The sequence below is a fragment of the Comamonas sp. SY3 genome, from assembly GCF_041730275.1.
GTDB lineage: Bacteria > Pseudomonadota > Gammaproteobacteria > Burkholderiales > Burkholderiaceae_C > Comamonas > Comamonas sediminis.
Window position 1 is genome coordinate 80,470 of record NZ_JBGTYN010000007.1, and the last position, 14,416, is coordinate 94,885.

Consider the following 14,416-nt stretch of genomic DNA (forward strand, 5'->3'; position numbering starts at 1 on the left):
ATGACTGGAGATGCACCATGTCGCACACTCCCACTTCTGGGGATCCTCTGCAAAACTCCCTGCCCGGGTCTGAACGCGGTCTCGGGCGATCCGCTGCGTTGTCTTCCTTGTCAATGGCTACGGCTCGACTGCCAAAGACGCCTTGCGTCTCATCGCGCTTGGCGAGGGTTTTGCAGAGCATCCCGGGGCGTTCGGCTGCTTTGGGGGCCGGGGCCCTGGCGGTCGCCGCCCTGGTGACCGGCTGCGTTGTCGCACCCGCCGAGCCCTATGCCTATGGCAATCCTGCGGCGGTGGTCGTATCGGCGGAAGCGCCGCCGCCCCTGCGTTATGAGCCCGTCCCGGTAGCGGTGGCACCGATAGCAACCCAGGTCTGGATTGGCGGCTTTTGGGATTGGAGCGGAGGCCGTTATGTCTGGCGTGAAGGCCGATGGGCGGCACCTCCGCACCATGGTGACCGCTGGGTGCCCCGTGAATGGGTGCGCGGCCCCCATGGCTGGCAGGCCCGTGGCGGGCATTGGGAGCGCCGCTGAAGTGGCCCGGCAGGCCAGGCCCTGACCAGGGTCCGGTCTGCAGCGCGGCTCAGCGCATCGTGTAGTTCAGCTGAAACATCAGTGCGGACTTGCCCAGCACATTGAGCTGGCCGCCCCAGTGCTGGTTGTAGTTCCAGCCTACAGCCGGGATGGCAGTGATGCCCCAGCCGTTGCGGTTGTTGAGCGGAATCTTGCGGTGGTACGGGTATTTGTAGCCATGGATCACGCCGCCGGTGAGCTTGAAAAACAGCTGTGGCGTGCTGGACAGCGGCTGGAACTGCCAGCCGTAATACGCGTACTGGCTGGGCTGGCCAAAGGAATTGCTGAAATAGGCAAAGCCGGCCACCTGGTGGTCATCGAGCCTTTTCTCGGCGTTGAGCAGCCATACATACTTGTGCCGCTCGTCATCGGGCTCGAAGTCACGCTCCTTCTTGGCGTTGGAGTAGTGGTAGGTGTAGGGGGAGTAACCCAAGGTCCAGCCCGACAGCGCGGAGCTGTCGCTGCCATCCGGGTCATCGACGCTGGCTGCCCAGGCAGAGCCGGACAGCGCACAGAGCAGGGCCGCACACCAGCTGGCAGCACTCAGGCCAGAAGCGTTCCGGCGGGACCAGAAGGTAGAGGGGATCGCGGGCATGGGCAACCTTCAGCAACATCAGAACAATCCAAAATTCTAGGGGGCTGCGCTGGAGGTCGGGATTCGTTTGTGGCGTGCGGACCTCAAAGTTGTAAGAAGCCGTTTTTTAAGCCGTTGTTAAGCGGTACATGCCGTAAATTGTTGTCGCGCTGCGGGGCAGGGGCCCGCCCGCTGCGTGCTGCGCAGGCATGGGCCCGCGCTCCGGCCCCTTCCAGCGGGCCTACACGGGCCGCAGGCGGGACCACAGCCCCGCACGTTACAACGCGGCTCCCGAGCCGCGCGAGCCCGACGACGGCACGGGCCGCCCCAGAATGGCGCAGGCCACCGCCTCGCCCACCTTGATGCCATCGACCCCTGCGGACAGAATGCCGCCGGCATAGCTGGCGCCTTCCCCGGCCGGGTACAGGCCACGCGTGTTATCGCTCTGAAAATCAGCGCCCCGTCCGATCTTGACCGGCGACGAGGTGCGCGTCTCCACACCCGTCAGGATGGCATCGCGCATGTCATAGCCCCGGATCTTTTTGCCAAACGCAGGCAGGGCCTCGCGCATGGCCTCGATCGCGTAGGCCGGCAGGGCCTGGTGCAGGTCGCCCAGGGTGATGCCCGGCTTGTAGGAGGGCTCCACATGGCCAAAGGCCGTCGAAGGCGTGCCTGCGACAAAATCGCCCACCAGCTGGCCCGGGGCGCTGTAGTTCTGTCCACCCAGCAAATAGGCTTTCGATTCCAGCTGGCGCTGCAGCACGATGCCCGACAGCGGGTGGAAAGCGCCAGGGGCCTGCGCCTCCACGCCATAGGTCTTGCCACCAAAGGCCCAGGCAAAGCTCTCGGCATCCTGCGGATAGTCTTCGGGGTTGATCGCGCAGACCATGCCGGCATTGGCATTGCGCTCGGCGCGGGAGTACTGGCTCATGCCATTGGTCACCACGCGCTCGGGCTCGCTGGTGGCGGCCACCACGGTGCCGCCCGGGCACATGCAAAAGCTGTAGACGGCGCGGCCGTTCTTCGCATGGTGCACCAGCTTGTAGTCGGCCGCGCCCAGCAGCGGGTGGCCGGCATCCTTGCCCCAGCGTGCGCGGTCGATGACGCTTTGCGGGTGTTCGATGCGAAAGCCCACCGAGAAGGGCTTGGCCTCCATGGCCACGCCGCGCTCGTAGAACATCGCAAAGGTGTCGCGCGAGCTGTGGCCCAGTGCCATCACTGCATGCCGGGTCGGCAGGGTGTAGCGCTCGCCACTCGCCTGGTCCAGTACCTGCAGGCCCACCAGCTGGCGTGCATCGCCCTCGACCAGCACATCGGTGACCTTTTGCTCAAAGCGGATCTCACCGCCCAGGCGCACGATCTCCTCGCGGATGCCCTCGACCACCTTGACCAGCTTGAAGGTGCCGATGTGCGGGTGGGCGGTGAACAGGATCTCCGGCGGCGCGCCGTAGGTGACGAACTCCTGCATCACCTTGCGGCCCAGGTGGCGCGGGTCCTTGATCTGGCTGTAGAGCTTGCCATCCGAGAAGGTGCCTGCGCCGCCTTCGCCAAACTGCACATTCGATTCGGGCGTCAACCGGCGCTTGCGCCACAGCCCCCAGGTGTCCTTGGTGCGCTGGCGCACCGTCTTGCCGCGCTCCAGCACGATGGGCTTGAAGCCCATCTGCGCCAGCACCAGCGCTGCAAAAATGCCGCAGGGCCCAAAGCCCACCACCACCGGGCGATCCTGCATGTCCGCCGGCGCCTGGCCCACCGGGTGCCAGGCCATGTCGGGCGTCGGGTTCACATGCGAGTCTGCCGCAAAGCGCTGCAGCAAGACCGCTTCCTGCGCGGGCTCTGCCAAGGTCACATCGACGATGTAGACCGCCAGCAGCTCGGACTTGCGCGCATCAAAGCTGCGCTTGTGCACCTGCAGCTGGGCAATGGCGGCGGGCTGCAGGCCCAGGCGCTGGGCGGCCAGCTGGCTGAGCGCCTCCTGGGGCGCGTATTCGGTGTGGTTGTCGGGGTGGTAGGGCACCGCCGAGAGGGGGAGTTTGAGTTCTGCAATCCGGATCATGGCTTGTACCTATCAAGCAAGGGCATGGATGGTAGCTGATATGGCCGCAGCAGGGCGGACGGGCGGGGCGCATCCCCATGGCGCAATAAGGTAAGCCCCTGGCAAACCCGGTGCCCAGCGCTCAGCGGTGGAGCTCCAGGCGCGAGTAGCCAATTCCCGCGCCCTTCTCCACCCGGATCTGCGCCGGAATGCGCTCCTTGAGCGCCTCCACATGGCTGATGATGCCGATCATCTTGCCGCTGGCGTTGAGCGTGTCCAGCGCCGTCAATGCCACTTCCAGCGTGTCGCCGTCCAGCGTACCAAAGCCCTCATCCAGGAACAGCGAATCGATCGAGGTCTTGCTGCTGACCAGGTCCGACAACGCGAGCGCCAGTGCCAGGCTGACCAGAAAGGCCTCGCCCCCCGACAAGGTGCGGGTATCGCGCGCGACATCGCCTTGCCAGCTGTCGACGATATCGAGCTCCAGCTCGCCGGTGCTCTTGCGCTGCAGCAGGTAGCGGCCATGCAGCCGCGCCAGATGGCCGTTGGCCAGGGCCAGCAAATGGTCCAGGGTCAGGCCCTGGGCAAACTTGCGGTACTTGTCGCCCTTGGCCGAGCCGATCAGCCCATCCAACCGTTGCCACAGCTCGCTGTCGCGCTCCTGCGCCGCGATCTGCGCCAGCAAGGCCTGCTGGCCGCTGCGGCGCTGGTCGTCATCGGCCAGGCGCGCGCGGTGGGCGCCCATGCGCTCAGCCGTCTGGTTGCGCTCTGCTTCCAAGGCCTGCCATTGCGCGTCCAGCGCCTCGGGTGTTTCACCGGTCAGGGCCTGGGCTTGCAGTTGCTGGTGGTGTTGCGCCGCTTCCTCGGCCACCGTGCTGGCGCGTTGCAGCGCCAGCTGCAGGCCATCACGCTGCTGGGTGAGCCGCTCCAGCTCGCCCGGTGGCAACAATGCGTGCGCAAAGGCCTGTGCATCGGCAAAGGGGCTCGCCTGCAAGCCCTGGTCCCAAGCCGCCAGGGCGAGTGCTTGTGCCGACTGCAGCTGCTCGAGTTGCTGGCCCGCTTGCCGGGCCTGGCCGTCCAGGCTGGCCAGCGCTTGGCGGGTCTGTTCCAGCAGTGCAGCGCAATCGGCCAGCGTGGCGGGCAGCGCGATGGCCGCGGCACCCGTCTGCGCCGGTGGCGGCGATTGCGCCAGGCGCTGCTGCCATTGCCGGGCCTCTTGCGCGCACTGGCTCGCCTGGAGCTGTTGCAGCCCCAGCTGCTGGGCGACGGTGTGCAGCTGCGTATGGTGCTGTTGCCACTGCTGCCATTCCTGCTGGCGGGCCTGTAACCAGGCATCGTGGCCGTCGGCGGGTGGCATCGTCAGGCCCAGCGGGGTGAGGCTGGATTGCAACGCGGCCTCGGCCGCATCGACCAGCGCTTGCACATCCGCTACAGCCTGGACCAGGCGTTGCTGCTGGTTGCTGTTGTCTTGCTGGGTCTGCTGCAGGCGCGCTTGCGCATGCTGCGCATCTTGCAGGGTTTGGGCCGCTGCATGGGCGCTGTCTTTGGCGCGCTGCAGTGCTTGCTCTGCAACTTCGGCTGCGGCCAAGCCCTGTTGCAACTGGGCGGCTTGCGCGGCACTGGCTTGCTGTGCCTCTGCGAGGGTTTGCGGCTGCTGCCAGGCAGATGCGGAGATGGGCGGGACCATGGCGTTGCACAGGGTCTGCCATTGCTGTTGCCATGCATCCAGCCGTTGCTCGGCCGCCGTTAATTGGGCCTGGAGACTGGTCTGCTGATTCTGGGCCGCTGCATGCGCGGCGCTGAGCTGCTCGCCCTGGTGCTGCAGCGCTTCCAGCTCGGCCTGCGCGGTCTGCAGCGCGGCGGCGGTGGCTGATACATCGAGGGCAGCATAGGCAGCAATCGCCGGGTGTTCATGGGCGCCGCACAGGGGGCAGGCTTCGCCCGGCTGCAGGGCCTGGCGATGGGCTTCCAGGCTTTGGATGCGCTCTTCTTGCGCCAACAGGCGCTGTTTGTCACTCACCCGCTCCTTCTGCGCTTTGTACTGGCTGCGCAGTGCGGCCAACGTGGCCTGCTGCTGGGCCAGCGGTGCGGTGCAGGCCTGCAGCGCATCGCCCAGCTGCTCTGCATCCCGCGCCAGCGGTGGGCGTTGCTGCACTTGCTGCAGCAACTGCTGCCAGGCTTGCTGGTGCTGCTGGGCGGTCTGCCAGTGGCTGCGCAACTGGCCCAGGCTGCCGCCATAGGGCGCCAGGCGGCTTTGTAGCGCGGTTTGCGCCTCGTGCGCTGCGGCATCCGCCTGCTGCTGCGCGGCTTGGGCCTGTTGCAGATGGGTGGCCTGTGCCGCCATCTGCTGCTGCAGCAACTGGCCTTGTTCCCGGGCTTGCTGCAGCATGGCTTGCTCTTTCGCCAACTGGCGCTGCTGCTGCTGGCGCTGCGCCAGCTGCTCGCGCCAACCGCTCAGCTGGTCGCCCAGCGCGGCAAGGGCCTGGTGCTGCTGCAGCCAGTGCTGCAGATCGCTCTGCTGGTTTTGCAGCTGCTGGAGTGCCTGCTCAGCCTGCTGCTGGGCATGCAGTGCCAGCGTGCTGGCATGCTGCTGCAGCTGCCACTGGCGGCTGTGGGCATCGGCCAGGCGGCCCTGCAAGGGGGCCAGGACGGCCTGGCCTGCAGCGGTGGCCGCTTGCGCCTGCTGCCAGGCTGCATGCAGTGGAGCAATCGACTGCGCAGGGCCATGGGCCTGCAGACGCAGCAGATCGGGAGTGGCATCCTGCAGTTCTTGCTGGGCTTGTTGCAGGCGCACCTGGGCCTGTTGCTGTGCCTGCGCCGCTTGTGCGGTTTGCTGCTGCCAGTGCTGCAGGGCTTGCAGCGCGGCATGGCGGGTTTGCAGTGTGGCCAGTGCATCCTGCAGTTGCTGTGCGTCGGCCTGCAATTGCGCGCGCTCGGCCTCGGGCAGCAGCTGCACAGCGCCCGCCTGGGCCTTGTCACGCTCCAGCGCCTGGCGGGCATCGCGGGCGCGCTCAAACACGGTTTGCGATATCTGGCTGTAGATGTCGGTGCCGGTCAGCTCCTCGAGCAGCTCGGCCCGCTCATTCGCCTTGGCCTCCAAAAAGGCCGCAAACCCGCCCTGTGCCAGCAGCATCGATTTGGTAAAGCGCTGAAAATCCAGCCCGGTGATCTCGGTCATCTGGCGCAGTTTGTCGCTGCTGTGGGTGCTCAGGATTTCGCCATCGGCTACGCGCGCCAGCTCTACCCTGGGCCCTTGCAGCGCGCCGCTGGCCTTGTCGCGGGCACGGCGCTGGCTCCAGAAGGCGCGGTAGACGGTGCCCTTGACCTCAAACTCCACCTCGGCCAGGCAGTCTGCCGTGTGGCGCGTCATCAGGTCGTTGCTGCCGGCGCTGATGGTCGCCAGCCGGGGTGTCTGGTGGTAGAGCGCCAGGCAGATCGCATCGAGCAAGGTCGATTTGCCGGCACCCGTCGGGCCGGTGATCGCAAACAGGCTGTTGTCGGCAAAGGGCGCTGCGGTGAAATCGATGCGCCACTCGCCTTTGAGCGAGTTCAGGTTCTTGAGGCGCAGGCTGCGTATCTTCATAGCGGCTCCCCGCTGGGGTTGACCAGCGACTGCAGCACGCTCTGGTAGCGCGCGGTCAGCGCCTGCTGCAGCTCGGCGTCCATGGTTTCCAGCGCCAGGCGGCGCTCGAACACCTGTGCAGGGGTCAGCGCATCCAGCGCCTCGGCGTCCGGGCCGCTCCACTGTGCTGCTGCCCGACCGCGCAGCCTTTTGACCCGCAGCAGCTGTAGCGGCAAGCCGTCGGCGAGTGCCTGCACGCGCAGTGGCAGGTCGGCCAGGTAGTCATCTTCTTCGATCGTGATGTCCAGCCACACCTTTTTGTCGGCCCGGGCCAGCGCAGTGGCTTGCTCGAACGCGGCGGGCAAGGCCGCCAGGCGGCTGCGCAATGCCATCATGGGCTGGAACACCGGCACAGGCAGGGCTGTCACCGACTGCAGCCCTGGTGCGCCCAGTTCCACCAGCAGCATCTGTTTGGTCTGGCGCGCCTCGTCAAAACCCAGCGCGATCGGCGAGCCGCTGTAGCGGATGTGCGCCAGCCCGCCCACTGTCTGCGGCTGGTGGATATGGCCCAGCGCGATGTAATCCACCGGCGGAAAGGCCTGGGTCGGAAAGGCCTCCAGCGCGCCGACATAGATCTCGCGCACCGATTCGCTGCTGCTCGCGCCCACGGTGGTGAGGTGGCCGGTGGCGATGATGGGCAACTGCCGCCCCAGGCTGGCCTGCAGCGCCGCCTGCTGCTGCAGTGCCGCCGCATACACCTGCTGGTAGGTGGCCTGTATCGCCTGCTGCAAGGCCAGCTGTTTGTCCTGCGCGCTTTGCTCGGCCTGGCTTTGCAGCACATCGCGGGGGCGGATGAAGGGCAGCGCGCAGACGATGCAGCCAGGGGTGCCATCGCGCAGCGGCAGGATGCGCACATGCTGCTCGGCAGCGCCGGTGGCGGCAATCACCTGGGTGCCCAGCGCTTGGAGCAGTCCCTGGCTCTCTTCCAGCACCGCGACCGAGTCATGGTTGCCGCCCAGCACCAGCAGCGCGACACCGGCCTGGTGCAGGCGCGCGACCAGGCGATTGTAGAGCGCGCGGGCGTAGCTCGGTGGCGCGCCGGTGTCAAAAATATCGCCAGCGATCAGCACCGCATCGGCGGCTTGCGCCGCTGCCTGTTCCAGCAGCCAGTCGATCAGCGCACTGTGCTCTGCCTGGCGGCTTTGGCCCATGAAATACTGGCCCAGATGCCAGTCCGAGGTGTGAATGATGCGCATGGTGGGGGGGAGGGATGGAGAGATCGCGGGAACCCTGCCGATGGTAGTCGCTGCGCGCCGCGCCGGTCAAAGAAAAAGACCTCGCCAGGGTCTGCACCCGGGCGAGGTCTGGCAGCCGATGAGGCGGTACTTACTTCTGAACGCCCAGCGCCTTGCGCGCCGCAGCGCGGTTGTAGGCAAAGCCAAACACCACCAGTGCGAGCACCAGGGCCTGGGCCAGCAGGGTCTCCACTGTGGGGAACATGCCCAGCAGCTCGATGCGGGGCGCGGCCAGCGGCGTGGCGCCGACCCAGCCAGCCTCTTGCAGCGAGGACACGCCCTTGCCCACCAGCACGACGGCCAGCACGGCCACCAGGATCGACGTCGCCGAGAAGAAGCGGCCCACAGGCATGCGGGCACTGGTGCGCAGCAGCACCAAGGCGATCACCGCCAGAATCGCCACCGCAGCCAGGCCGCCGCCCAGCAAGGCGGCGTGGTGACCGTCCGAGGCCAGGGCCGAGAAGAACAGCACGGTCTCGAACACCTCGCGGTAAACGGAGATAAAGGCCAGCGCGAACAGGCCCCACATGGAGCCCTGGCCCATGCTGGCCGAGAGCTTCTCGCTCAAATAGCTTTGCCAGCGGCCGGCGCTGCTCTTGCTGTGCATCCACAGGCCCACGCTCAGCAGCACCAGCGCTGCCACGACCGAGCCCAGGCCCTCGGTCACCTCGCGGCTGGCGCCGCTGATCTCCACCAGGTAGGTGGCGGCGGCCCAGGTCAGGCCGCCGGCGACCAGGGCTGAACTCCAGCCGGCATGCACATAGCGCAGCGCATCCTGGCGGCCGGCCTTGCGCAGCAGCGCCACCATGCCGATGACGATCAGCAAGGCCTCCAGCCCTTCGCGCAGCAAGATGGTGAGCGCGCCGACAAAGGTGGCGGTGGCGTCCGACGCGCCTGCGTTCAGCTCGGCCTCGACCTGGTCAAACATGGTCTGCAACTGCCGGGCAGCGGCCTCGGCCTGCTGCACCGTGCCGCTGGCCACTGTGGCACGGTACTGCACCATGGCCGATTCGACCTGGGTCATCAAGGTCTTGTTGCGCGCGGCAATGGTGGGCTCCAGCGGCTCAAAGCCGTCCAGGTAGGCAGACAGGGCCAGCTTCATCGCCTGGTTGCGGTCACCGGCCTTGAGGGCCACCAGGCTTTGCGCGAGGCGCTGGCGTGACAGCGCCACGCCGCTGGCCTTGCCTTCGGTGATGACCTCGGGGTTGGCGCGCAGATAGGCCAGCACCGCGCGGGCCTGTTCGATCGGCATGGCCGGAGTCAGGCTTTGCGCGGTGGTGGTGCTGAGGGCGGCCAGATCGGCAAAGCGGGCGCGCAGGCCTGCATCGTTCTGCCACAGCGCCTTGCCGGTGGCGCGCAGTTCGTCGTTGTACGACAGGCCGCCGACAAAGTAGGCCAGTGCCCAGCGGTCGTCGTCGGGCAGTGCGCCAAAGGCCACCATCGACGTGCCTTCCACACCTTGCGAGGTCACCTGGTACAAGGCCATCAGGCTGCGGGCATTGGCGCGCTGGGCATCGCTGAACGCAATCGGCTGCGGATCCAGACCTTGCGCCGCAGGGCCATCGCCGCCGCCGGTGGCGCCATGGCAGCTTGCACAGATTTGCTGAAAGAGTTGAGAGCCTTTTTTTATATCGGGAGCCTTCGCCGGGGCGACGGGCATCGGGTAGGCCGCCACCAGCAACTGGGCCGCCTGGTGGGCCAGCCGGGCCACCTCATCGGCAGACGCCTTGGCCTGCACGGCCGCACGCAGTTGGCCGACCAGGGCCGTCACCCGGGCCTTGTCGGCATGTGCAGGCAGGGCCCCCGCCTGCTGCAGCGCATTGGCGCTGAAGTCCAGCATCTCGGCATATTCGCCCTCGCTGGCGATTTGGCCGTTCTCGACCGCGCCACCGTAGTCCACGGCGACATAGTCCAGCAGCTGCCAGAGCTGGCGGGCGTCGGTGGCTTCGGGAGCCGTGGTGGTCGCTGCAGGCGCCGCAGCGGGCGTTTGGGCAAGGGCAGGGCCGCTGAGCAAACCGGCCAGCAGCGCCAGTGTCCAGCTGAATGAAGAACGCATGGAATGTTATGAATAAGAATTATTCGCGGTATTTTATGCTTGTTTACATTCTGTACTGCCGCAGTCGCCCAGCGGGGCGGAAGCGCCAGAACGGCTCTGCAGACCGGCTCGGCGCGCGTGGTGGGGCGCTGCTGGAAACGCAATTGGTAACCATTTCTACGCCTTGGATCGATACACTGCGGCCACGCGCTTGTGCTCATGGGGAGGGCAACGCGTCGCACGCCGCATGCCCGTGCCGTGCCGCAATGAGGAGATACAACATGGAAAAACTAACAGGAATGGCCGTTGTGGCCGTGGTCGTGTGTGCCGGACTGATCGGCTGCAGCAAGAAGGAAGAGACGCCCAGCAGCCCGCCAGCAGCCGCTCCGGCAGCGGCGCCTGCTGCAGCCCCGGCACCGGCACCCGCTGCGGCGGCACCCAAGGTGCAGCCGGGCAAGTGGCAAGCCATCACCGAAATGAGCGGCCCCATGGGCCAGCAGGCGCTGGCCGGCATGGAGCAGGCCTTCAAGACCATGACGCCAGAGCAGAAGAAGGCCGCCAACCTGGACAATGCCAAGGTCGAAGGCGGCAAGCTGGTGCAAGAGATGTGCATCACCCCCGAGATGGCGGGCAAGACCTTGCAATCGCTGGCCGATGCGCAGCTGAAGAACATGCCAGGCTGCAGCCCCGCCGACGTCAAGAGCGATGGCAACAAGGAATCGATGCGCTTTAGCTGCGGCGACGGCAAGATGAGCATGGACCTTGAGGCCGTCTACGTCTCGCCCACTGAGAACACCGTCACCAGCAAGATGGACATGGGCGGTCAGGGGATGACCACCACGGTGACCAGCAAGCGCGTGGGCGACTGCTGATAAAGAGGCTCGTGCGCCGCTGCTTGGGCGGTGGCGCGTGGAGCTTTTGAATGTAAGAACGCAGCCTGGGGGCTGCGTTTTTTATGGGCGCCCATGAACAGGGTCAATCCATCCAGGCACGGTTACTGCTCCACCCGTATCACCTGCGCCAAATCGACACCCAGCGACTGCGCTTTCTCAAGCAGGGCTTGCCGTTGCGCCTCCGCAATGGTCTTGCTGCGCGAGAGGATCCAGACGTAATCGACGCTGCTGCCGATGACCAAGGCGGTCTGGTACTGGTCATCAAGGCTGACCACGTTGTAGCCGCCGTAGAAAGGGCCGAAGAACGAGACCTTCAGCGCAGCCTCATCGGCCTGGCGCAGGAAGCGTGCCTTGCCTTGGGCCTCCCTCCACTGCTGCTTGACAGGGTCATAGCCGCGGTTCAGCACGGTCACGCTGCCATCGGCATTGAGGCTGTAGGTGGCAGTCACCTGGGTCAGGCCCTTTTCAAAGCGGTGGTCAATGCGTGCCAGCTCATACCAGGTGCCCATGTATTTGCTGGCGTCAAAGTTGCTGACCGGCTGAACACCTGGGGGAACGGAAACGGCGCAACCGGGCAGCGCGACGGCAGTGCCGGTGATGACCAGCGCCATGGCCGTGGCGCGGATGAGAGCGCTTGTGCAGAAAGGCATCGTAGATTTCCTTTTGTGTCTAGGGCAGGGCCAAACGGGAGAAGTGGATGAACAGGTCTGCTGCAAGACTGGCCCACTGCGGGGCTACCGGCAATGGGCGCGCATGCCGTGCTGCTGTCGTCCCAGCCCCCGCATCAGGCCTTGGTGATGCGGCGCACGCTGGCAAAGTACCAGCGGTCGGGCAGGCAGCGCAGCAGCCGCATCCAGCGGGTAAAGCGGCGGGGGAAGTTCATCTCGAACTGTCCGCGCGCCCAGCCTTGCAGGATGTGCTGCGCCGCTTCGGCGGGGCTGATCAGTGCCGGCATCCGGAAGCTGTTCTGGGCGGTCAGCGGGGTCTCGACAAAGCCGGGGTTGATGATGGACACGCCCAGCCCTTGGGGGTGCAGGTCGAGGTAGAGGTTTTCTGCCAGGTTGTTGAGCGCCGCCTTGGTGGGGCCATAGGCCAGCGACATCGGCAGCCCCCGGTAGCCGGCAACGCTGCCGACCAGCGCGATATGGCCTTGCCCCGCCTGCAACAGCATCGGAAGCACGGCGTCCAGCACATGGAGCACGCCGACATAGTTGACCGCCAGGTGTTTCTGCATCTCTTCGAGGTCGAATGCGGTGGCGCGCAGTGGCCGGTAATAGCCTGCACAGTACAGCACCAGGTCGGGCGCAGCACCTAAGGCGGTATGCACGGCTTGCGCGGCTGCGGCGACTGTGCCCGGCTGGCTCACATCCAGCGCCAGTGCCAGGCAGCCAGGGCGGCTGTTGGCAAAGTCCTGCAGCGCTGCCCCATCCCGGGCCGATACGACAACGCGTGCGCCCCGTGCATGCAGCGCCTCCGCCGTGGCCCGGCCAATGCCGGTGGAGGCACCAATCACCCAAGCGGATCGGCCTTGCCAGTCGGGCATCGGCAGATTGAGCCTGGCTTGCAGCAGCGGCATTATCCCGGCTCCTTGGTGAATGCAATGGTCAGATCGCCCAGGTGGATGCCGAACTTGCTCATCGCGGTGCGGTTGAGCATCGTGCGCCCGTCCATCAGGTACATCCAGTCGTCCATCCGTACGTTCCAGACCCTTCCGTTCACCGGCAAGGCCAGCACGTAGTTCCAGTGCAGCGCGTTGCCGGCAGCCTGGCCCGTGGCCGGGCCGACCACATCCCCTGCCTGGCCGCTATAGCGCCCTTCACCCAGGTACTGGATGTGCCAGGTGCGCTCCTGCGTCGTGCCATCGCTGTAGACAAAGTGCTCTTCCAGCACGCCGTCATTGCCCGTCCACCTGCCGGTCATGTGCACGGTAAAGCGCTTGACCACCTTGCCCTGGCGGTCGGTGAACATGCCATGCGCCGTGAGCGGGCCGTTGAAGTACTGGCGCAGGTCCAGCGCCGGGCGCTCCTGGGCGTAGTCTTCGACCGGGGGGCTGGCGCAGGCGCTCAGCACAGCGATCGTGCCGACCAAGGCCAGGCCGATTCCGGCGCGCCGCAGGGTCAGGAACCGGTGGGTGCAGGGTGGGGATGTCATCATTACCTCCAGGAGGGTTGCAGGCGTTCAGCGCGCCAGAGTGAGGCCAGGGCCAACAACTTGAGCAGGCAGGGCAGACCGCCATAGGCCCAGGCCAGCGCCTGTAGACCGGCGGGGGCGGTGCTGCCGCTGTGGTAGCCCGCAATGGCGAGCAGCGGCAGGCACAACCCGGCGGCGAGAGCCAGGTTGAGCTTGGTGGCGCAGGCCCACCAGCCCAGGTAACGCCCGTCGCCGGATCCCCCATGGCCAGATTCGTGGATCACACCGGTCAGCAGCGCACCAGGCACCGCCAGGTCTGCGCCCAGCGCCAGGCCGCTGGCGATGCAGATGGCGGCAAAGGCCCAGGCATCCCCCGCGCCCAGCAGGGACGCCGAGAAAAATGCAATGACGCTGGCCAGCATGCCGGCGCGCCAGCTGGGCGCCAGGCCCCAGCGGGCAACGGCTTTCACCCACAGCGGCAGGCCAAGGGCTGCAGCGGCGAAGTAGCACAGCAAGAACAGCGGCAGCAGCTCGGGCGCCTGGAGCCGGTCCACGACAAAGAAAGGCAAGAGCGTGGCCGGTATGGCCGCCGCAATTCCGTTGAGCATGAAGACCGACAGCAGCCGGCGAAAGGCGGCATCGCGCCACGGCGAGGCCTGGGGCAGGCCACCGCGCGGTGCGGCCCGTGCAACCGCATCTGCATCGCCCGCGCGCGGATCGTGCAGCCGGTACAAGCCCAGCAAACCCAGGCCCAGCGCGGCCAGCAGCACCGCACTGGTCGCATCCACGCCCAGCAGGCTGGGCAAGACGCTGGCCGTGAGTACGCCCACCAACGTGGCGCCCTCGCGCCAGGCGGTCACCTGGGTGCGCCAGGCTGCCTGGCCGCCCCAGCGGGTGCCCCAGGTCTGGTGCAGGATGGCAACGGCGCTGTAGGCCAAGGTGCTCAGCAGCAGGCAGGCTGCGAGCCAGCCCAGCATCTGGACCGGGTGGCTGGCGGGCGGGTGCCACAGCGCAAAAAACCCCAGGGCCATGGCCAGACTGCCCAGCGCCGCCGCCAGCCAGGCGGCACCTCGCCCGCGCTGCAGCAGGCGGTCTGCCAGGCGGCCCAGCGCCGGGTCCAGCAGCGCATCGAACGCCCGGGTGGCGAGCAGCACGGCCCCCAAGCCGGCCAGTGGCGCACCGGCCTCGGCCGCGTAGTAGTGGGGCAGGGTCACATACAACGGCAGCGATACAAAGGCCAGCGGTGCAGCCAGCGCGCCATAGGCCAGCCCCGTGCGCCAGGAGAGCGCTTGCTGAACAGGGATGGCGTTCATGGCGGACCGT

11 protein-coding genes are annotated in these 14,416 nt (G+C 66.8%); 2 read left to right on the plus strand and 9 right to left on the minus strand.

What is annotated here, in order from left to right; genetic code table 11:
* Positions 1–170: 170 nt before the first annotated feature.
* Positions 171–530 (plus strand): hypothetical protein, encoded by a 360-nt coding sequence (locus ACCQ08_RS11420; RefSeq protein ID WP_312462962.1) that lies wholly within the window; start codon positions 171–173, stop codon positions 528–530.
* A gap of 49 nt (positions 531–579) precedes the next feature.
* Here ACCQ08_RS11420 and ACCQ08_RS11425 read toward each other — a convergent pair whose 3' ends face one another.
* The 5 genes from ACCQ08_RS11425 to ACCQ08_RS11445 form a co-directional block, all read right to left on the minus strand.
* Positions 580–1,164, minus strand: a complete 585-nt coding sequence (locus ACCQ08_RS11425) for a hypothetical protein (RefSeq protein WP_373449827.1) — start codon at positions 1,162–1,164, stop codon at positions 580–582.
* A 256-nt stretch (positions 1,165–1,420) separates the two neighbouring features.
* Positions 1,421–3,199, minus strand: a complete 1,779-nt coding sequence (locus ACCQ08_RS11430) for an NAD(P)/FAD-dependent oxidoreductase (protein WP_373449828.1) — start codon at positions 3,197–3,199, stop codon at positions 1,421–1,423.
* Between the two features lie 121 nt (positions 3,200–3,320).
* On the minus strand, positions 3,321–6,761 hold the full coding sequence (locus ACCQ08_RS11435) for an AAA family ATPase (RefSeq protein WP_373449829.1): 3,441 nt from the start codon (positions 6,759–6,761) through the stop codon (positions 3,321–3,323).
* Entirely contained in the window at positions 6,758–7,996 is a 1,239-nt protein-coding gene (gene sbcD, locus ACCQ08_RS11440; protein ID WP_373449830.1) for an exonuclease subunit SbcD, read from the minus strand. Before sbcD ends, ACCQ08_RS11435 begins: the two co-directional genes overlap by 4 nt.
* A gap of 130 nt (positions 7,997–8,126) precedes the next feature.
* Positions 8,127–10,091 (minus strand): cytochrome c/FTR1 family iron permease, encoded by a 1,965-nt coding sequence (locus tag ACCQ08_RS11445; RefSeq protein WP_373449831.1) that lies wholly within the window; start codon positions 10,089–10,091, stop codon positions 8,127–8,129.
* 260 nt (positions 10,092–10,351) lie between these two features.
* On the opposite strand from ACCQ08_RS11445, the gene ACCQ08_RS11450 reads away from it, so the two are divergent.
* Complete coding sequence (locus tag ACCQ08_RS11450) at positions 10,352–10,942, plus strand: DUF3617 family protein (RefSeq protein WP_312411101.1); 591 nt, start codon at positions 10,352–10,354, stop codon at positions 10,940–10,942.
* Between the two features lie 122 nt (positions 10,943–11,064).
* On the opposite strand, the gene ACCQ08_RS11455 is transcribed toward ACCQ08_RS11450, so the two are convergent.
* From ACCQ08_RS11455 to ACCQ08_RS11470, 4 genes are all read right to left on the minus strand, one after another.
* Complete coding sequence (locus ACCQ08_RS11455) at positions 11,065–11,613, minus strand: lipocalin family protein (protein ID WP_239809543.1); 549 nt, start codon at positions 11,611–11,613, stop codon at positions 11,065–11,067.
* A 134-nt stretch (positions 11,614–11,747) separates the two neighbouring features.
* Positions 11,748–12,539 (minus strand): SDR family NAD(P)-dependent oxidoreductase, encoded by a 792-nt coding sequence (locus ACCQ08_RS11460; protein ID WP_373449832.1) that lies wholly within the window; start codon positions 12,537–12,539, stop codon positions 11,748–11,750.
* Positions 12,539–13,114, minus strand: a complete 576-nt coding sequence (locus ACCQ08_RS11465) for a DUF3833 domain-containing protein (RefSeq protein ID WP_239809541.1) — start codon at positions 13,112–13,114, stop codon at positions 12,539–12,541. The genes ACCQ08_RS11460 and ACCQ08_RS11465 overlap by 1 nt, the downstream gene beginning before the upstream one ends.
* A 2-nt stretch (positions 13,115–13,116) precedes the next feature.
* Positions 13,117–14,406, minus strand: a complete 1,290-nt coding sequence (locus ACCQ08_RS11470; RefSeq protein ID WP_373449833.1) for an MFS transporter — start codon at positions 14,404–14,406, stop codon at positions 13,117–13,119.
* Between the last annotated feature and the right edge of the window lie 10 nt (positions 14,407–14,416).